This window comes from Pseudomonas sp. SLFW, assembly GCF_009905615.1.
Taxonomy (GTDB): domain Bacteria; phylum Pseudomonadota; class Gammaproteobacteria; order Pseudomonadales; family Pseudomonadaceae; genus Aquipseudomonas; species Aquipseudomonas bambusae.
In genome coordinates, this window is record NZ_JAAAKW010000012.1 from 145,983 (window position 1) to 164,513 (window position 18,531).

At 57.8% G+C, this 18,531-nt stretch carries 14 protein-coding genes and 3 tRNA genes; 10 read left to right on the forward strand and 7 right to left on the reverse strand.

All coding sequences use genetic code 11. The features are described 5' to 3' along the window. Positions 1 to 50 precede the first annotated feature (50 nt). The 6 genes from GVN17_RS20750 to rluD form a co-directional block, all read right to left on the reverse strand. Positions 51 to 126 (reverse strand) — tRNA-Lys (locus GVN17_RS20750). A gap of 6 nt (positions 127 to 132) precedes the next feature. Further along, positions 133 to 209 (reverse strand) — tRNA-Pro (locus tag GVN17_RS20755). Between the two features lie 20 nt (positions 210 to 229). Further along, a tRNA-Asn gene (locus tag GVN17_RS20760) sits at positions 230 to 305 on the reverse strand. A 339-nt stretch (positions 306 to 644) separates the two neighbouring features. Continuing rightward, entirely contained in the window at positions 645 to 3,209 is a 2,565-nt protein-coding gene (gene clpB / locus GVN17_RS20765; protein ID WP_166597122.1) for an ATP-dependent chaperone ClpB, read from the reverse strand. 293 nt (positions 3,210 to 3,502) lie between these two features. Next, positions 3,503 to 4,240, reverse strand: a complete 738-nt coding sequence (gene pgeF / locus GVN17_RS20770) for a peptidoglycan editing factor PgeF (protein WP_166597138.1) — start codon at positions 4,238 to 4,240, stop codon at positions 3,503 to 3,505. Positions 4,241 to 4,248: 8 nt separating this feature from the next. Next, complete coding sequence (gene rluD / locus GVN17_RS20775) at positions 4,249 to 5,211, reverse strand: 23S rRNA pseudouridine(1911/1915/1917) synthase RluD (protein WP_166597123.1); 963 nt, start codon at positions 5,209 to 5,211, stop codon at positions 4,249 to 4,251. A gap of 151 nt (positions 5,212 to 5,362) precedes the next feature. Here rluD and GVN17_RS20780 point away from each other — a divergent pair, with 151 nt between their 5' ends. From GVN17_RS20780 to GVN17_RS20795, 4 genes are all read left to right on the forward strand, one after another. Next, positions 5,363 to 6,379, forward strand: a complete 1,017-nt coding sequence (locus tag GVN17_RS20780) for an outer membrane protein assembly factor BamD (RefSeq protein WP_166597124.1) — start codon at positions 5,363 to 5,365, stop codon at positions 6,377 to 6,379. Positions 6,380 to 6,523: 144 nt separating this feature from the next. Next, complete coding sequence (locus GVN17_RS20785) at positions 6,524 to 6,763, forward strand: PP0621 family protein (protein ID WP_256665328.1); 240 nt, start codon at positions 6,524 to 6,526, stop codon at positions 6,761 to 6,763. Further along, entirely contained in the window at positions 6,753 to 8,345 is a 1,593-nt protein-coding gene (locus tag GVN17_RS20790; RefSeq protein WP_166597125.1) for an ATP-binding protein, read from the forward strand. The genes GVN17_RS20785 and GVN17_RS20790 overlap by 11 nt, the downstream gene beginning before the upstream one ends. A 2-nt stretch (positions 8,346 to 8,347) precedes the next feature. Then, positions 8,348 to 9,688, forward strand: coding sequence for a sigma-54 dependent transcriptional regulator (locus tag GVN17_RS20795; RefSeq protein ID WP_166597126.1), 1,341 nt, complete (start codon positions 8,348 to 8,350; stop codon positions 9,686 to 9,688). An 82-nt stretch (positions 9,689 to 9,770) separates the two neighbouring features. Here GVN17_RS20795 and thiO read toward each other — a convergent pair whose 3' ends face one another. Beyond that, positions 9,771 to 10,874 carry a glycine oxidase ThiO gene (gene thiO / locus GVN17_RS20800; RefSeq protein WP_166597140.1) on the reverse strand — a complete coding sequence of 368 codons (1,104 nt, stop codon included), beginning with the start codon at positions 10,872 to 10,874 and terminating at the stop codon, positions 9,771 to 9,773. A gap of 190 nt (positions 10,875 to 11,064) precedes the next feature. Here thiO and GVN17_RS20805 point away from each other — a divergent pair, with 190 nt between their 5' ends. From GVN17_RS20805 to GVN17_RS20830, 6 genes are read left to right on the forward strand one after another with little or no spacing between them, the layout of a single operon-like run. Next, positions 11,065 to 11,598, forward strand: coding sequence for a GspH/FimT family pseudopilin (locus GVN17_RS20805; protein ID WP_166597127.1), 534 nt, complete (start codon positions 11,065 to 11,067; stop codon positions 11,596 to 11,598). Then, complete coding sequence (gene pilV / locus GVN17_RS20810; protein ID WP_166597128.1) at positions 11,598 to 12,137, forward strand: type IV pilus modification protein PilV; 540 nt, start codon at positions 11,598 to 11,600, stop codon at positions 12,135 to 12,137. Before GVN17_RS20805 ends, pilV begins: the two co-directional genes overlap by 1 nt. Then, the gene (locus GVN17_RS20815) at positions 12,134 to 12,919 is read left to right on the forward strand and encodes a PilW family protein (RefSeq protein WP_166597129.1); all 786 of its coding nucleotides are present in this window, start codon (positions 12,134 to 12,136) and stop codon (positions 12,917 to 12,919) included. Before pilV ends, GVN17_RS20815 begins: the two co-directional genes overlap by 4 nt. Next, a complete protein-coding gene (locus GVN17_RS20820) occupies positions 12,916 to 13,485 on the forward strand; it encodes a PilX N-terminal domain-containing pilus assembly protein (protein ID WP_256665329.1) in 570 nt (189 codons plus the stop codon). Before GVN17_RS20815 ends, GVN17_RS20820 begins: the two co-directional genes overlap by 4 nt. Beyond that, positions 13,485 to 18,035 (forward strand): pilus assembly protein, encoded by a 4,551-nt coding sequence (locus tag GVN17_RS20825; protein ID WP_256665330.1) that lies wholly within the window; start codon positions 13,485 to 13,487, stop codon positions 18,033 to 18,035. The genes GVN17_RS20820 and GVN17_RS20825 overlap by 1 nt, the downstream gene beginning before the upstream one ends. A 13-nt stretch (positions 18,036 to 18,048) precedes the next feature. After that, positions 18,049 to 18,477 (forward strand): type IV pilin protein, encoded by a 429-nt coding sequence (locus GVN17_RS20830; RefSeq protein WP_166597130.1) that lies wholly within the window; start codon positions 18,049 to 18,051, stop codon positions 18,475 to 18,477. Positions 18,478 to 18,531 lie beyond the last annotated feature (54 nt).

An 18,531-nucleotide genomic window follows, 5' to 3' on the forward strand; every position in this document is an offset into this window, starting at 1 on the left:
GTAACTGACGTCACTCCCTAAGATTCAACCCGATGAAGCCAGGCCAAAAATGGTGGGTCGTGTGGGATTCGAACCTACGACCAATTGGTTAAAAGCCAACTGCTCTACCAACTGAGCTAACGACCCAAAAAATGGTCGGGGTAAGGGGATTCGAACTCCTGACATCCTGCTCCCAAAGCAGGCGCGCTACCGGACTGCGCTATACCCCGACGGTACTACCTCTGGAAATTGGCTCCGTGACCAGGACTCGAACCTGGGACCCAATGATTAACAGTCATTTGCTCTACCGACTGAGCTATCACGGAATTTCAATTTCAGATGCAGCATTTGACGCGCTTCGACACAACAAATTCAGTACTTCTTTGCGAAACGAATCTCGCATCTACAACCCTGAATCTACTGCATTTTCAGCCTCTTCGACCTGTCTGCATCGCTGCGTTCACGTCTCTGAGGCGCGCTATTCTACATTCCCAGAAACAGGTGTCAACCCTCTAAATTGCTTTTAAGACAATGATTTGCGACTTTTTTTCGAGAAGGCCTTCGAGGGCCGAAAATCGCGGGATCGAGCCTGTTTCCGGGCGCGCATGAAAAAGGGCGCACCTCTTGGCGCGCCCTCCGATCCCCTTCTATATAGAAACAGGCGATCAGACGAATGCGATTTCGTCGTTCTCCACCGTGCCCTTGATGCTGGTGCCTGGCATGAAACCTCCGGACAGGATCAACTGAGCCAGCGGGTTTTCGATCCAGCGCTGAATCGCACGCTTCAGTGGCCGTGCGCCATACACCGGGTCGTAACCGACCGCGATCAGTTTCTCCAGGGCTTCCGGCGTCAACTCCAGGCTCAGGTCGCGCTCTGCCAGACGCTGACGCAGGCGGCCAAGCTGAATGTCGGTGATACCGGCAATCTGGTCATGACCCAACGGCTCGAAAATCACCACCTCGTCGACCCGGTTGATGAACTCCGGACGGAAGTGCGTGCTGATGGCGTCCATCACCGCCGCACGTTGCGCCTCGCGGTCACCCACCAACTCCTGAATGCGCGCCGACCCCAGGTTGGAGGTCATGACGATCACCGTGTTGCGGAAATCGACAGTGCGACCGTGGCTGTCGGTCAGGCGTCCGTCTTCCAGCACCTGCAGCAGGATGTTGAAAACATCCGGATGGGCCTTCTCGACTTCGTCCAGCAGGATCACCGAATACGGCTTGCGACGCACAGCCTCGGTCAGGTAGCCGCCCTCTTCATAGCCGACGTAGCCCGGTGGCGCACCAATGAGGCGAGCCACGGAATGTTTCTCCATGAACTCGGACATATCGATGCGGACCATTGCCTCTTCGGTGTCGAACAGGAACTCGGCCAACGCCTTGCACAGTTCGGTCTTACCCACGCCGGTCGGGCCGAGGAACATGAACGAGCCGCTTGGGCGATTCGGGTCAGACAACCCGGCGCGCGACCGCCGCACGGCATTGGCCACGGCCACCACCGCTTCGTTCTGCCCGATCACGCGCTGGTGCAGCAGGCTTTCCATTTTCAGCAGCTTGTCGCGCTCGCCTTCGAGCATTTTCGACACGGGAATCCCGGTCCACTTCGACACGACCTCGGCGATTTCTTCCTCGGTTACTTTGCTGCGCAGGAGCTGGTTTTCCGGCTTGCCGTGCTGATCGACCATTTGCAGGCTGCGTTCCAGATCGGGAATCACGCCGTATTGCAATTCAGCCATACGGTTGAGATCGCCCCGACGACGCGCGGCTTCCAGTTCCTGACGCGACTGCTCGATCTTCTGCTGAATCTGCGCAGAACCGGTGACCTCGGCTTTTTCGGAGGTCCAGATTTCTTCGAGATCAGCGTACTCGCGCTCCAGTCGGACGATCTCTTCCTGAAGTTTTTCCAGACGCTTGATCGCGGCGTCATCGTCTTCCTTCTTCAGTGCCTGAGACTCAACCTTCAGCTGAATCAGGCGGCGCTCCAGGCGATCCAGCACTTCGGGCTTGGAGTCGATTTCCATGCGAATGCGGCTGGCGGCTTCGTCGATCAGGTCAATGGCTTTGTCGGGCAACTGACGATCCGTGATGTAACGGTGACTGAGCTTGGCCGCCGCGATGATCGCGCCGTCGGTGATCGCCACTTTATGGTGAACCTCGTAGCGCTCTTTCAGGCCGCGCAGGATCGCGATGGTGTCTTCTTCGCTCGGCTCATCCACCAACACTTTCTGGAAGCGCCGTTCGAGGGCCGCATCCTTCTCTATATATTGGCGGTATTCGTTGAGGGTCGTCGCGCCCACGCAGTGCAACTCGCCTCGCGCCAACGCTGGCTTGAGCATGTTGCCGGCGTCCATCGAGCCCTCGGCCTTGCCCGCACCGACCATGGTGTGCAGCTCGTCGATGAACAGAATGATCTGGCCTTCCTGCTTGGACAGCTCGTTCAGTACGGCTTTCAGGCGCTCTTCGAACTCGCCGCGAAATTTGGCACCGGCAATCAGCGCGCCCATGTCGAGCGACAGCAAACGCTTGCCACGCAGGCCATCCGGCACCTCGCCGTTGATGATGCGTTGAGCGAGACCTTCGGCAATCGCGGTTTTACCCACGCCTGGCTCGCCGATCAGCACCGGGTTGTTCTTGGTGCGACGTTGCAGGACCTGAATGGTCCGGCGAATTTCGTCGTCACGCCCAATGACAGGATCGAGCTTGCCTTCTTCGGCGCGCTTGGTCAGATCGACGGTGAATTTATCCAGCGCCTGACGCGACTCTTCGGCATTCGGGTCGTTGACCGCATCACCGCCGCGCAGGTTGCTGATGGCGTTTTCCAACGCTTTTTTGCTCACGCCCTGGCCAAGCAGCAACTTGCCGAGCTTGCTGTTTTCGTCCATTGCGGCGAGCAGTACCAGTTCGCTGGAAATGAACTGATCACCTTTCTGTTGGGCCAGACGGTCCGCTTGATTGAGCAGACGCGCCAAGTCCTGCGACATGTTCACGTCGCCCGTCGGGTTTTGAATTTTCGGCAGTTGGTCGAGTTCTTTGCTCAACGCCTTGCGCAGGCTGTTGATGTCGAAGCCGACTTGCAGCAGCAGGGGTTTGATCGAACCACCCTGCTGTTCGAGCAACGCCTGCATCAAGTGCGCGGGCTCGATGGCGGGATGGTCCATGCCCACCGCCAACGATTGGGAATCGGATAAAGCGAGCTGAAGTTTGCTGGTTAAACGGTCAATACGCATTGGTCACCTTCCTAATGGGCAGGCCGGAGCAATGAACACACCTTAATAAAGAAAACCTGCCAGATAGCCCTTAGATGTGGCCGATTTAACAGGATTCAAGCGGCGGGCGCTTGACACAGAACAACATTAGCTGGCGAGAAGGGTTTAGGAGAGGAAATCGAAGATGGTCGGACTGGAATACAAAACCTGTGGGAGCGAATTTATTCGCGAAGGTCGGTCAGGCAACGGAGATGCGTAGGCCATACAACCTTATCGCGAATAAATTCGCTCCCACAGAATGAATCAGAGGTGAGTCAGGCAGACGGCAGAGATTCGATCCACACCAACGACGCAAACCGACCTGTGCGTGCGCCGCGACGATAGGAGAAAAAACGCTCGTCGTTGTAGGTCGACAACCCGCCGCCATACACCGCCGTCACACCATGGGCCGCCAAACGCAGGCGCGCCAGTTGGTAGATGTCGGCCATGAACTTGCCGTCGTTGACGCTCGGCACGAAGGCTTCGGCCGTTTCGGGGTGCGACGCCATAAAGGCTTCGCGCACTTCCGGGCCGACCTCGAACGCTTGAGGACCGATGGCTGGCCCTAGCCAGACAAGGATGTCAGCAGGCGCATCGACGAAACTGTCGACCGCCGCTTCCAGCACACCCGCCGCCAAGCCGCGCCAACCCGCATGGACCGCCGCAACTTGCGTACCCTGTCGATTACAAAACAGCGCAGGCAGGCAGTCAGCCGTCATGATCGTGCAGGCGATACCTGGCGTCTTGCTCCAGCTGGCATCCGCTTGCATCACATGAGCAGCCGAAGCCTCGACCACGTTGATGCCATGCACTTGCTTGAGCCATGCGGGCTGGATGTTCAAAGCGGTCGTGAGTGTCGAACGATTCTGCGCAACGGCATCAGGATCGTCATCGACATGATCCCCAAGGTTGAAACTGTCGAACGGCGCCACGCTGACGCCGCCCGATCGAGTGGTGACGCACGCTTTTATCCCCACCGGCGCAGGCCAGTCGGGAATCAGCCAGTCCGCCACGAACTCACTCATCCGATGAACGCCTCACGATCCTGCTTCAACAGCGACAGCAGCCAGTTGAAGTCCTCTGGCAGTGGCGACTCCCAGCCCATGCGCTGACCGGTTGTCGGATGATCCAGCTCCAGGAAGCGCGCGTGCAGGGCCTGACGCGGGAAATGCTTCAACGATTCAACCATGGTCTGGCTGGCCGCTGGCGGAATGCGGAAGCGACCGCCGTAGGCCGGATCGCCCACCAACGGGAAGTTGATGTGCGCCATGTGCACGCGAATCTGGTGAGTACGGCCGGTTTCCAGCTTGACCCGCACGTGGGTGTGGGACCGGAAACGCTCCAGCACGCGGTAGTGACTGACCGCAGGCTTGCCGCCTTCCATCACGGCCATGCGCTGACGCTGCTGGCCATGGCGCCCGATCGGGGCGTTGATCTTGCCGCCAGCGGTGACCACGCCGATCACGATGCACTCGTAGATCCGGCTGACCGAGCGCTTCTGCAATTGGGTGACCAGTTGGGTCTGTGCCTGAATGGTCTTGGCCACCACCATCAAACCGGTGGTGTCCTTGTCCAGACGGTGCACGATGCCCGCACGCGGGACATTGATGATGTCCGGCACATGGTGCAGCAGCGCGTTGAGCAGGGTGCCGTCGGCATGGCCTGCCGCCGGGTGCACAACCAGCCCGGCCGGTTTGTTGATCACCAGAATCTGGTCGTCTTCATAGACGATGTCCAGTTCGATGTCCTGGGCCACCCATTCACCTTGGGCCTCTTGCTCGGCCTTGAGGACCAGTTCGGCGCCGCCATGCACGATGTCACGCGGGCGCAGTACGCCTCCGTCCACAGTCAGGCGGCCGTCTTTGATCCAGGCGGAAAGGCGCGAGCGCGAATGCTCGGCGAAGAGTTGGGCGGCGACTTGGTCGAGGCGTTGACCGCCCAATTCGGACGGCACCTCTGCGCGAAGTTCAATGATCTCAGACATGCTCAAACTAGGAGGTGGCACTGGCCTTTGGTTTCGGCTGTGCGCTTGTGGTTAAATACGGCGTCTTTTGTCCCGGGGGTTCCACGGGGCGCCCATCATAACAGGACGGTCCTGCGCAAGACAGCAGGCCGTTATAGGGACGCAAGCCGCCATGCAAGTGAAACACCTGCTGCTGATAGCCATCCTCGGACTTACCGCTGCCTGTTCTTCGAAGAAAGAAGTCATCGACGAAAACCTCAGCGAAGTCGAGCTGTACCAGCAGGCGCAGGCCGATCTGGACAACAACAGCTACAACAGCGCGAGCGAAAAACTCAAGGCGCTGGAATCCCGCTACCCGTTTGGTCGTTATGCCGACCAGGCCCAGCTGGAACTGATCTACGCCAACTATAAGAATGGTGAGCCCGAGGCTGCGAAATCCGCCGCCGAGCGCTTCATTCGTCTGCACCCGCAGCACCCGAACGTCGACTACGCCTACTACCTGAAAGGCCTGACCTCGTTCGACCAGGACGTGGGCATCATTGCGCGCTTCCTGCCGCTGGACCAGACCAAGCGCGACCCTGGCGCCGCTCGCGACTCTTACAACGAGTTCGCCCAGCTGACCAGCCGCTACCCGAACAGCCGCTACGCGCCGGACGCCAAGCAGCGCATGATTTATCTGCGCAACCTGCTGGCCGCCTATGAAATCCACGTGGCCGACTACTACCTGACTCGTCAAGCGTACGTCGCTGCGGTGAACCGTGGCCGCTACGTGGTGGAAAACTTCCAGGAAACCCCATCGGTCGGCGACGGCCTGGCGGTGATGGTCGAAGGCTATCAGCGCCTGCACCTGGACGATCTGGCCGACACCAGCCTGCAAGTCCTGAAAGCCAACTACCCGGACCACCCACAGCTGGCCGATGGCAAATTCAGCGCTCGCACCCCCGATCCGGACAACCGTTCGTGGCTGTCGAAAGCAACGCTGGGCCTGATCGAAAGCCGTCCGCCGCTGCCACCGGGAGAGACCCGCGCCAACCAGGACGTGATCAAGCAGTACCAGGACGCGAAGGACGCCATTCCGCCAGAGCTGTTGCCTGAGAACCAGAGCGAAGAGAAGAAAAATACTGACGATGACGGCACCCCGAAAAGCCGCTCGATCTTCAGCTACATGACCTTTGGCTTGTTCGACTGATTCAGTCGCGGCGTTTGCGTCACACAAAGAGAGGTCCTACGGGACCTCTTTTTCATTTCCGACACACTGGAACGGTGTTGCTCACTGTGCGCCCGCCAGCGCCTTGGCTACACTGCGACATCTTCACTGACTAAGCTGGTAAACATGATTCGCTTGATTATGTGGGTCGCCCTGATCATGGCGGCGATCTGGTTCTTCAAACGCTTGACCAAAGGTCCGGCCCCTCGCCCGAAACCCGCCGCGCCTGAAATCGACGCGGCGCCGATGGTGCGTTGCGCGCAATGTGGCGTTCACGTTCCTCGCGATCGCGCGTTGAGCCAAGGTCAGCAATGGTATTGCACCGAAGCGCATCGGCTTCAGGGCCCTGCCGCCCGTGACCGCTGAAACCCTTTCGCTGGCCACCCCTCAGGCCCAACGTATCCTGCGGTTGTATCACCTCTATCGCCTGAGCATTGGCATCCTGCTGGTGCTGCTGATTTCCAGCAGCCTGGACGCCGAACTGCTGGAGCTGGCGGATATCGAGCTGTTTCGCACCGGCTGCTGGCTGTATCTGGTGTTCAACATCCTGGTGGTCGTGCTGCTTGAACGACCGACCCGTCAAGGGCAACTGTTCACCCTGGCCACGACCGACGCGATCATGCTCTGCGCGCTGTTCTACGCGGGCGGTGGCGCGCCGAGTGGAATTGGCAACCTGATCGTCGCGTCGGTCGCGATCAGTAATGTCTTGCTGCGCAAGCGCACAGGCCTGCTGATCGCCGCCATTTCCGCGATTGGCATCATTTACCTGACCTTTTACATCAGCTATCACAAGCCTGCTGCCGCCAATCACTTCGTTCAGGCCGGCTCCCTGGGTGCGCTGTGTTTCGCGGCGGCCCTGTTGGTGCAGACCCTGGCCAGACGCTTGCAGGTAAGCGAAGACATCGCCGAACAACGTGCCGCCGATGTCGACAACCTTGAAGAGCTCAACGCGCTGATCCTTGAACGCATGCGCACGGGCATTCTGGTGCTGGATGCCGATCACAAGGTGCTGCTGGCCAATCACAGCGCGCTCACGTTGTTGGGTCACGAGCGCCTGCTGGGGGAGGCCATCGATCTGTACTCGCCCCAACTGGTGGAGCGGCTGCGGCAATGGCAAATCAACTCGTCGATGATCCCGCGCAGCATGACCACGTCGGCCATCGGCCCCGTGTTGCGCCCCGGCTTCATCGCCCTGACTCGCGGGCACCAGCGCCACACCCTGGTGTTTCTCGACGATCTTTCGCAAATATCCCAGCAGGCCCAGCAACTCAAGCTCGCCGCCCTGGGTCGGCTGACGGCTGGCATTGCCCATGAAATTCGCAACCCCCTGGGCGCGATCAGCCACGCTGCCCAGCTGCTGCATGAATCCGAGGAACTGGCGGCGCCGGACCGGCGTCTCAGTCAGATCATTCAAGATCAATCGCGACGGATGAATCTGGTGATCGAGAACGTCTTGCAGCTGTCCCGCCGACGTCAGACCGAACCGCACCTGCTCGACCTCCGGCAGTGGCTCGAACACTTCGTCGCCGACTTCCGCAGTCGACTGCCGACCGATCAGTCCCTGCATGTCGAGATCGGTTTCGGCACCCTCACTACCCGCATGGACGCCGAACAACTCCAGCAGGTCATGACCAACCTCGTGCAGAACGGCCTGCGCTACAGCGGCCAATTGCATGAGCGTGCGCAGGTCTGGCTGAGGCTGTTTCATGATGCCCACAGCGACCTGCCAAGCCTTGAAGTGCTGGACGATGGCCCCGGCGTCGCGGCCGAGCACCTGTCGAAAATCTTCGAGCCGTTTTTCACCACGGAAAGCAAAGGCACGGGGCTGGGGCTGTACCTTTCGCGAGAATTGTGCGAAAGCAATCAGGCGAACCTGGATTACACACCACGGGAAGGTGGCGGCAGTTGTATGCGGGTCACCTTCGCCCATCCGTTCAAATTGAGTTGAACATGAGCCAACGGCAAAAAATCCTGATCGTCGATGACGAGCCCGACATTCGTGAACTGCTGGAAATCACGCTGGGCCGGATGAAACTGGACACCCGCAGCGCGCGGAACGTCAAGGAAGCACAAGACTGGTTGGCCCGCGAGCCCTTCGACCTGTGCCTGACCGACATGCGCCTGCCCGACGGCAACGGCCTGGAACTCGTGCAACACATTCAGAAACGTCACGCGCAGGTTCCCGTGGCGATGATCACCGCTTTCGGCAGCCTCGACACCGCGATTCATGCGCTCAAGGCCGGTGCCTTCGACTTCCTCACCAAACCCGTGGATTTGGGACGACTGCGCGAACTGGTGGGCAGCGCGTTGCGTCTGCACAAATCGCCGCTCAATGAAAACAGCATCGACAACCGACTGCTTGGCACTTCCCCGCCGATGCAGGCGCTGCGCAAACAGATCAGCAAGCTGGCACGCAGTCAGGCGCCGATTTACATCAGCGGCGAATCCGGCAGCGGTAAAGAACTGGTGGCGCGCCTGATCCATGAACAAGGCCCGCGCATCGACAAGCCGTTCGTGCCGGTCAACTGCGGCGCGATTCCAAGCGAATTGATGGAAAGCGAATTCTTCGGCCATCGAAAAGGCAGCTTCACTGGCGCCCACGAAGACAAGCCGGGACTGTTTCAGGTGGCCAACGGCGGCACCTTGTTTCTGGACGAAGTGGCTGACTTGCCATTGGCCATGCAGGTCAAGCTGCTGCGCGCGATCCAGGAAAAATCCGTACGCCCGGTCGGGGGCCAGCAGGAACAAGTGGTGGATGTTCGCGTTCTGTGCGCCACCCACAAAGACCTCAGCGTCGAAGTAGCGGCCCAGCGTTTCCGACAGGACCTCTACTACCGCCTCAACGTCATCGAACTGCGCGTCCCCCCACTGCGCGAACGCCGCGAAGACATTGAAGACATCGCCAATAACGTTTTGCGCCGCCTCGCCGAGAATGCCGACCAGACCCCTGTCCGGCTGACGCCCCACGCATTGGCCGCACTCAAGGGCTATCGCTTTCCCGGCAACGTCCGCGAACTGGAAAACATGCTCGAACGGGCTTACACCCTTTGCGAAAACGACCAGATCAACGCCGACGACCTGCGCCTCGCCGAGCCGCTCAGCACCTCGGAACAAGACGGCCCGAGCCTCGCCGACATCGACAATCTGGAAGACTACCTGGAAAGCATCGAACGCAAGCTCATCCTTCAGGCGCTGGAAGAGACGCGCTGGAACAGAACGGCAGCGGCGCAGCGGTTGAACCTGACGTTCAGGTCGATGCGGTATCGATTGAAGAAGCTGGGGTTGGAGTAACGCTGAGAAAGGTCCCAAATTGGGTCCGATCATTCCCAACGTGGGAATGATCGTTCTTGATGCAACAACTGTCGTGAAAAGGTTAGCGGGACAGGCGTCCCTCAGGCGCATATGGCGCAGGATCAATGATCGGCGCATTGCCCGTCAGCAAGTCGGCCAGCAGCTGACACGATGCAGGCGCCAGCACCAGGCCGTTGCGGAAATGCCCGCAGTTCAGCCACAGCCCTTCATGATTCGGCACTCGCCCAATGAACGGGATGCCCTCCGGCGAGCCCGGTCGCAGGCCCGCCCAATGCCCCACTACTTCAGCGTCGGCCAAGGCCGGGATCAACTCCACCGCCGAGGCTTTAAGACTTTCGAGCGCGGTGCTGGTCGGCGTCTTGTCGTAGCCTTCGTATTCCAGCGTGCTGCCGATCAGGATATGCCCGTCGCGGCGGGGGATCGCGTAGCGGCCTTTGGCAAGGATCATGCTCGGCAGAAAATCCGCGTCGCATTTGTACAAAATCATCTGGCCTTTCACAGGTTCAACAGGCAGCTCCAGATCGAGCTTGCCCAGCAGATCGCCGCTCCAGGCGCCTGCCGCCAAGACCACGCTATCACCCAGGATATCGCCTGCAGAGGTGCTCACGCCGATGATCCGGTCGGCATCGCGCACGAAATCGCTGACTTCGCATTGCTCATGGATCGTCACGTTAGGCAGCGCCTGCAAAGCGGCTTTGAGTGACTTCACCAGCCGAGGATTGCGCACGTTGGCGATGTCGGCCATGTGAATGGCGCGTGAGTATCCGCCGCCCATCACCGGCACCGCATCGTAGACCGCCGAGATGTCCACCGGGCGCAGAGGCCGGTTCAAGCGTTGCGCCCACTCAAGCGCTTGCGGCTCGTCGTCCAGGTCCAGCCAGTACAGGCCGGTCATGTGGACTTCCGGGTCGATGCCGGTGGCCGCCAACAGGCGCTCGGCCAGACGTGGATAAAAATCCTGAGACCAATGCGCCAGCGCCGTCACTGCCGGACTGTAGCGCCAGGGATAAAGCGGCGAAACGATGCCGCCACCCGCCCACGAAGACTCCTGCCCAACCCCAGCCCGCTCCAGCACCACGACGCTTTGCGCCTTGGCGGCGAGATTGAAGGCAGTCAATAGACCAATGACACCGCCACCGACGATTACCACGTGTTGCCCGGACATGCAGAACCCGATCATCAAGAGAAAATAAACGCCGGTTTCCGCCTGCCATGGTGCAGACAAACCGACTCCACAAAAGCTCGAAAACACCACCGTGCCACTGGTCCGCCGAATATCTCCGACCATCCACTACATAGCGACTTCGAACCTGAGTAGTATCACCATATTTCAAACGAAAAATGGAATTTCCTCGATGGATTTCAGCTCTGGCATTACGCGCCCGAATTCGCGTCGCAGCTGGCAAGGTCCTCTTGGGGGCAAAAGCGGCGGGTTTACCTTGATCGAATTGATGGTGGTCGTTGTGATCATGGGGATTTTTGCTGCGATTGCGGTGCCGAGTTTTTCAGGAGTGCTGCATCGCAACAGCGTCAGAGCTGCCTCCGACGAATTCTATGATTTGCTGCAGTACGCCCGGGCCGAGGCGGTTACCCGAGGCACTTTCGTGAATATAAGTGCTGCTACAGGCACGACCAACATCATCGTGGCATTGGGATCAGATGGAAAAGGCACCAAGCTAAGGCAAGTTGGCTCAACGGGACTTCAGGCTGGGACCACCATCAACTCAACCGTTAACAGTCTCTACTTCTCCCCGACTGGCACGGCGTCGACGACGGCTTGCTTTCAGGTGCTCTACCCGACCGACACCGCTGTCGCAGCGCAGTATGTGACGTTGTTGAGCAGTGGACGCGTGAACCCTCCGGTCACGGCCAAACCGGGAGGATGCTGATGAACGCTTTCCTTCCCCGTCGTAGCGCCGGATTCAGCCTGATCGAAGTGCTGGTAAGTCTGCTCATCACGGCAATCGGCGTTCTGGGCATGGTGGGTCTACAAAGTAAGGCCATTCCGTACACACAAGACTCGGTGCAGCGGAATACCGCCATGATGCTAGCGGATGATTTGGTGGACATCATTCGCACGTCTGGCAGCTGTACTACGGCGAACAGTTGCGTGACTGCGCCTGGCTCCGACTTTCCGGCCAAGCCGGGTAGTTGCAATCCAACACCGGCGACACTCGCGGGTCAAATCGGATGCTGGCAAGACCAAGCAAGCCGCGCATTACCAGGTGCCGACAAACTGCTTAATACTTCTTTTTATATTTGTCGCAGCGCTTCCCCTCGCGACACTTCCGCGTGCGGTACTGCCGCCAACAGTGAAATCGAAATTCAACTGGCCTGGACTGTGAAAAATGCAGCCGAGTGCATGGACAAGGACGTATCGGGTACGAATACAACGTGTACCTACCGCATCAGGACCCGTCTGCCATGAGATGTAGTGCCAACTTATCCCCCTCGCGCGGCACACAACGCGGCCTGTCACTCATCGAGCTGATGGTCGCGATGGTGATCGGCTTGATTCTGATTCTGGGCGTGACGCAGATCTTCATTAACAATCAGAAGAGCTATCTGTTCCAACAAGGCCAGATGGGTAATCAGGAAAACAGTCGCTTTGCGCTGGCACTGCTGAACCAGGAGCTCTCCAAGGCTGGCTACCGCAGCAAGCCGATCAGAACCTTCCCTGCTGGCTCCGGGCAAGGCTGCACCTTTCCCGAAGGTGCAGCGGTGGTCGCTGCAGGCGCGAACGCACTGTGCATTCGCTACCAGGCGGCCAACAAAGGCGATGTGAATTGCCAGGGCACGGCCCTCGCAGGCGGAGACCAAGACACGATCATTACCCCTTACGGTCAGAACAACCCAATTGTCGTTGAGAAGATTTCGTACGACTCAGGGAGCAGCTCAATCCTGTGTTCATCGGGAAGCACGCCTCAACAATTGGTGACAGGAGTCGCGGCGTTGAATTTCGACTATGGCTCGGGCCAGTCAGATCTCAAGACAGTCAGCGGCTATAGCACGACGCCGGGCGGGACGATTGGCGCAGTGCGCTACACGATTCTGATGATGAGCCCCGGGAGTTCTTCTCTGAGAGACACAGCGGCTGCATCACAAGCCTTAACGGAGTGGAAAAACAGATTTGGCTCAAGCCCCGTTGAGACCAATCAGATCTACCAGATCGTCCAGGGTACGACCATGATCAGGAATCAGATGCAATGAGACTTTTTATGGGGAGTGCACCGGCGACAATCCGCTGCCATCAAGCCGGGGCAACATTGCTCGTTGCGATCATGATGCTGTTGATCATCACCCTGCTGGCGCTGTCCAGCATGCGCGGTGTATCGCTGGAGTCACGCATCACTGGCAATCTTAAAAATCAGAAAACGCTGTTCAATGCGGCGGAAGGTGCTTTAAGGATCGGCGAAAACAGTATCAGCACAACCAAAGCGCCCTCCCTCGATGCCGCCTGTATCAAGACATCGTGCTTGCGCTGGAGCCTGAAAGATCTGGCGGTAACCGATGGCAAAGACACCGTCACACGTTTCGGAACAGCCGATAACGGCACAAATACGACCAAGCTGGTGACCAACTACGACGTCAAGGTGCAATGGTATGTAGTCGATCTGGGCAACCTGGTGGGTTACAGCCAAGGTACTTGTGCTGCCATGGGTTGCGGTCCGCACCACTACGAAATCAATGCATGCGCGTCGGCCACCAGTTATTGCACCGAGAACACAACCGATCAACGCGTCATCCTGCGCACTGTCATTGCACGGTATTACTAATGAACATTCGCCAGTCCCTGGCCGTCAAGAAGTCGGCCAACGCAGTGAAGCTGGTTGCAGCCTTGATGGCAGCTTTGGGCCTGTCCAGCCCTTCGGCTCAGGCAGCCGTGAGCCAAGTGCCCGCGCAAGTTCCGTTATTCGTCAACGACTCAGTGCCGCCGCTGAACATGTTGATCGTGGGGCGCGACCACAAATTGTTTTTTCCTGCGTATAACGATGCGTCCGATCTGGACGGCGACGGCTCAATTGAAATTCGCTACAAGCCTTCGATTACTTATCTGGGCTACTTCGACTCCAATGTGTGCTACAGCTACGGCGGTTCTTATTTCAGCGCTGCCGATATAGTGGTTTCCGACGCCGCCGGCAACACTAAAAAGTGCACAGGCAAGGCCGGGGCATGGAGCGGGAACTACCTCAACTACCTGACCACCTCGCGTGCCGATGCATTGCGAAAAGTACTGTACGGCGGTTATCGGAGCACCGATACGAGCAGCCAGACCATCCTGGAGCGCGCCTACATTCCGACCGACGCTCACACATGGGGTAAGGAATACAACGGTTCAAGCGCCGACGCTGATGGCTACAACTTGAATGACTACACGCCGTTTTCCAATCCCCCCACTGGCAGTCGGGCACTGTTCGCCAATAACACGCAGTCGACGTCGACCGGACCACTCCTGCGAGTTGTCCCAAGCGTTGCCAACCTTCGAATATCCGGCTGGGTTTCGCGAGAGGTGACTCAGGGTGGCGCCAAGGCGAATGACACGGCGTTCAAGGAAGTCGATCTCACCAGTCAGATACAGGACTTCATCGTTCGGGTCGAAGTGTGCAAAAAAGACACCTCCGATAAAAAAATACCCTTGGAGAGCAACTGCAAGCTTTACCCTAATGGCAACTACAAGCCGACCGGCATCCTTCACGATTACGGTGAAGGGAACCAGATGTACTTTGGCTTGATGACAGGCACCTACTCGAACAACCTTCAGGGCGGCGCGGTTCGCAAGGCTATCAGCAGTTTTGCCAACGAAGTCGATACATCGACTGGCATCTTCGGCACGAAAAACTCTGTAGGCTCCGGCTACACCAAGGGCGGGATTATTGGCACGCTCGATAACCTGAAGATTTCAAAAGGGGCGTGCTCGACACAAGGTAACTCCATCACGAATGGCACTTGCCAAGATTGGGGTAACCCGTTGGCCGAAATGATGTTCGAAACCCTTCGCTATTTCAGCGGAGTGGGCAGTGACGGTAAGGCAGTTCCACCCACTTCCGGATATTTGTCAGGGCTGAGCGATGGAACCTTGGGTCTCAGCGGCCTGAGCAGCTGGTTCGACCCCTATTCTGCGACTCCAGACCAAAACGCAACCAACCCGACTTATCCCAGCTGCTCCAAGCCGTTCATGACGCTGTTTAGCGACATCAACCCTACCTACGATTCTGATCTCCCGGGCAGTGCATACCCTACCGTCAGCCCCCCGTCCGCTACCCCTGTTTTGCAAGACTTCAAGGCCGGTACGCTTGGACAAAAGATCTGGAACAGTGACGTCGGTGCTGGAAACAAAAACATAAACATCGGGCAGACGCCAAGCAGCTATGACAGCGGCACCAACCCGCTTCTACCAAACCCGACCTATGACGACCTGGCGCCAACCGCCAAGAGCGCTTCCAGCTTTGGCAACATTCGCGGCCTGCCAGAAGAGCCCGCCAAACAGGGCACGTTCAACGCGGGTGCAGTCGCCTACTTTGGAAACACCTACCCCATTACTTCGCTGGGTAGCCAGAAAGTCCAGACGTTCTCAATCGCACTGTCCTCAACACTTCCTCGTATCCAAATGCCCGTGGGAAGCGGCACGATCACAGTCCTGCCTTATGGCAAGGTGGTCAATACAAATGGCGTCACCGAGCAGATCACTGGCTTTTATATCGACTCCCTTTACAACATGCCGGGACAACCTGCTAATCCCAACGTGAACGGGGGGCGCGCCCAGGCTGTCTTCCGCGTCGTGTTCGACGACAGCGGACAAGGCGGCGACTACGACATGGACGCCATTGTGCTCTATACCGTGTCTGTCGTTAAAACAGGAACAGTCGACACACTGGATGTCAGGCTGGAAACGGTTTATGCCCAAGCGGGATACGAATCGCACATGGGCTACACCATTTCCGGCACGACGCAAGACGGTATCTACCTGGAGGTTACGGGCGGAGGCAGCGGAAACCAGCATTACGCATTGGATACTCCAAACAGTCAGTTGCCAAACTCCTGTTCGGCGGGTTGCACAGGTACAGGCACACTGCTCCCTGGCATGAAATCGGGCAGCACCGTGGTGAACGGCGCGACTTTCAAGACTCGTAACTTCACGCCGTCCTCTTCACGATCAGTGACGAACCTTTTGGACCCCCTCTGGTATGCCGCTAAATGGGGTGGATTCGGCGATAAAAATAATACAAAAGACAGCGTACCCGTTGCGGGCCAATGGGACTCGAACAAAGCCGGTACACCTGACAATTACTTCCTTGTGAGCAGTGCCTCAACGCTCAAAGCTCAATTGCAGGCAGCGTTCAGCCAGATTCTGCAAAAAAACAGCTCTGTAGCGCCGCCATCTGCTGCACCGCTATCCAACTCCGGCTCAGCTGTCACGTACAACGGAAGTTTCAACGTCACTCTCTGGAGTGGCGACCTTACCAAATCGACAAGCACCTATGATTCAACCAATAACACCAGAGGCACCACACTGGAGTGGACGGCTGCGGATAACGTTCCGACGGCGGACAAACGGAATATCAAGATAGCCAACGCCGCCGGAAACGACTTGGTGGACTTTAGCTACGCCAACCTTGCCAATCGCAGCTTCGCAAGTAAAAACTGGCAGAACTCTTCAACGACAACCACGGCTAACGGATTGCTCTCCAGTAGCCAGGTATCATTCCTCAGGGGTGACCGCTCTCTGGAAGGGAGTACTTTCCGTAGACGCTTCAAACTGCTGGGGGATATCGTAGATTCCGCCCCTCTGGTGGTCGACTCATCTACCTTCATTACAACGATGGGAGACTTTTTGAGCGGGGCCACCAGTTACGCAGCTTTTCAGACCAAAGCGAGCAGCCGACGCCCGCAAGTCTATGTCGGTGCCAACGACGGTATGCTGCATGCATTTGACGCCGCCACTGGCGCAGAGACGTTTGCCTTCATTCCTTCTGCCGTCGTGGAAAACCTCCCCGCATTAACGAATAAAACGTACAACACTGACTCCTCCCAGCACCGTTTCTTTGTTGATGGCAGCATGGTCACATCGGACGTCTACTTCAAAAGTGACACAAGCTGGCATACCGTACTGATTGGCACGCTCGGCGCAGGTGGTAAAGAGGTATTTGCGCTTGACGTGACCGACCCGGACAGTATCAAACTGCTTTGGGAGTTTACAGCCCAGTCCGACACGGACCTGGGGTACACGTTCTCGACGCCCTCCATCGTAAAACTGCACTCCGGTGAATGGGGCGCAGTGTTTGGCAGCGGATACAACGGTAATAACGGCAACGCCAGTCTATTTATCCTTAATGCGCAGACAGGGGTTCAAATTGCCAAACTCAAGGTGCCCGACAGCGATCCTAAGGTCGATAATGGCCTTTCCACCCCTGTCATCCTCGATACGAATTCAGACGGTATCGCGGACTACGCGTACGCGGGGGATCTGCTGGGTAATCTCTGGCGCTTCGATCTGATCAAACCAGGTTCGTTGACAGAGGACACGTCGGCGAGCAGCTATAAAGTTTCGTTCAGTGGCAAACCTTTATTCACCGCGGCCGCACCCACTGCAGGCGCAGCAGCTCAGTCGATCACCACTCAGCCGTTGGTTGCACCTCATCCCACGAGCGATGGCGCCCTGGTGATTTTCGGAACAGGCCGTTACTTCACGTCAGGTGACAAGTCCACCACCGATCTTCAGTCGGTCTACGGTATCTGGGATCCGCTGAACCAAGGGCAAACAGCAACCACGCCTGCGGGAGCGACTGCGAGTAAACCGTTGAGCAGAGCCAGCTTACAGGCCCAGACTGTATCTGCTGTCAACGGCACTATTGGCACCGCGACTAACTTGCGGACGATCACTCGTAATGGTGTCGACTGGGCCAGCAAGTACGGTTGGTACCTTGACTTGCAAACAGGCACTGCGGCGACGGGTGAGCGAGTGGTAGACCCGTTGGTAATCAAGGGTAGCGTGTTATCGGTTACCACGCGCACTCCCATCTCTGGTGTCTGCGAAGCGGGTGTTCAGGGTAAGACACTAAGTCTGGACCCTAATACTGGCGGGTTGAATCCGTACTCCGTCTTTGACTTCAATCGCAATGGCGTCATTGACAGTGGAGACACTGTGGGCGGCACTATCATCGCCGGATTCGATACCGTTGCAGGAGGGTTCAGCATCATCTCCGGAGTCGGACCGTCGGGGCTTTCTACGATGTACCGCAGTGATGGCGCGAGCAGCGCTATCGATATGTTTACCGGCTTTCAGTACAACGGCCGCCAAACCTGGCGTGTGATTCCTTCACCATAAGAAACGATGGATTATGACTAATAGTTCTTCAAAACAGCGCGGTTTTACCCTGATAGAGCTGATGATTACCGTTGCTATCGTCGGAATCCTGGCAGCTATCGCCTATCCGTCGTACACCAAATACGTACAGCGGGGGTATCGGTCCGAAGGGCTTGCCATGCTTAACGATGCGGTGGCGAGGACCGAGCGGTTTTACGCTCAGAACAACACGTACGCTGGCGCGACGCTCAAAACGATCGGGCTAGTGGCCGACGATAAAACCACGGTATTGAACTCCACGAACGCGAAATACCAGCTCACCTTCGTGACGGCTTCATCCTCTTCAACGACTTATACCTTGCAGATTGCGCCGCAAGGCACGCAAACCAATGACACATGCGGCACGATGACAATTGATCAGGCAGGAACCAAAACCCCAACCACCGCTGAATGCTGGAAATAACATCACCGCCCCCAACACCCCTGCACCTGGCTCGTATACACATCTCAGAGCCCA

What these genes read in the sequence shown, in the direction of transcription:
- GVN17_RS20785 (WP_256665328.1), top strand. Translation starts at nt 6,524, where the DNA reads ATGATTCGCTTGATTATGTGGGTCGCCCTGATCATGGCGGCGATCTGG.
- thiO (WP_166597140.1), bottom strand. Translation starts at nt 10,874, where the DNA reads ATGTCCGGGCAACACGTGGTAATCGTCGGTGGCGGTGTCATTGGTCTA.
- GVN17_RS20805 (WP_166597127.1), top strand. Translation starts at nt 11,065, where the DNA reads ATGGATTTCAGCTCTGGCATTACGCGCCCGAATTCGCGTCGCAGCTGG.
- pilV (WP_166597128.1), top strand. Translation starts at nt 11,598, where the DNA reads ATGAACGCTTTCCTTCCCCGTCGTAGCGCCGGATTCAGCCTGATCGAA.
- clpB (WP_166597122.1), bottom strand. Translation starts at nt 3,209, where the DNA reads ATGCGTATTGACCGTTTAACCAGCAAACTTCAGCTCGCTTTATCCGAT.
- GVN17_RS20820 (WP_256665329.1), top strand. Translation starts at nt 12,916, where the DNA reads ATGAGACTTTTTATGGGGAGTGCACCGGCGACAATCCGCTGCCATCAA.
- GVN17_RS20795 (WP_166597126.1), top strand. Translation starts at nt 8,348, where the DNA reads ATGAGCCAACGGCAAAAAATCCTGATCGTCGATGACGAGCCCGACATT.
- rluD (WP_166597123.1), bottom strand. Translation starts at nt 5,211, where the DNA reads ATGTCTGAGATCATTGAACTTCGCGCAGAGGTGCCGTCCGAATTGGGC.
- GVN17_RS20815 (WP_166597129.1), top strand. Translation starts at nt 12,134, where the DNA reads ATGAGATGTAGTGCCAACTTATCCCCCTCGCGCGGCACACAACGCGGC.
- GVN17_RS20825 (WP_256665330.1), top strand. Translation starts at nt 13,485, where the DNA reads ATGAACATTCGCCAGTCCCTGGCCGTCAAGAAGTCGGCCAACGCAGTG.
- GVN17_RS20830 (WP_166597130.1), top strand. Translation starts at nt 18,049, where the DNA reads ATGACTAATAGTTCTTCAAAACAGCGCGGTTTTACCCTGATAGAGCTG.
- GVN17_RS20780 (WP_166597124.1), top strand. Translation starts at nt 5,363, where the DNA reads ATGCAAGTGAAACACCTGCTGCTGATAGCCATCCTCGGACTTACCGCT.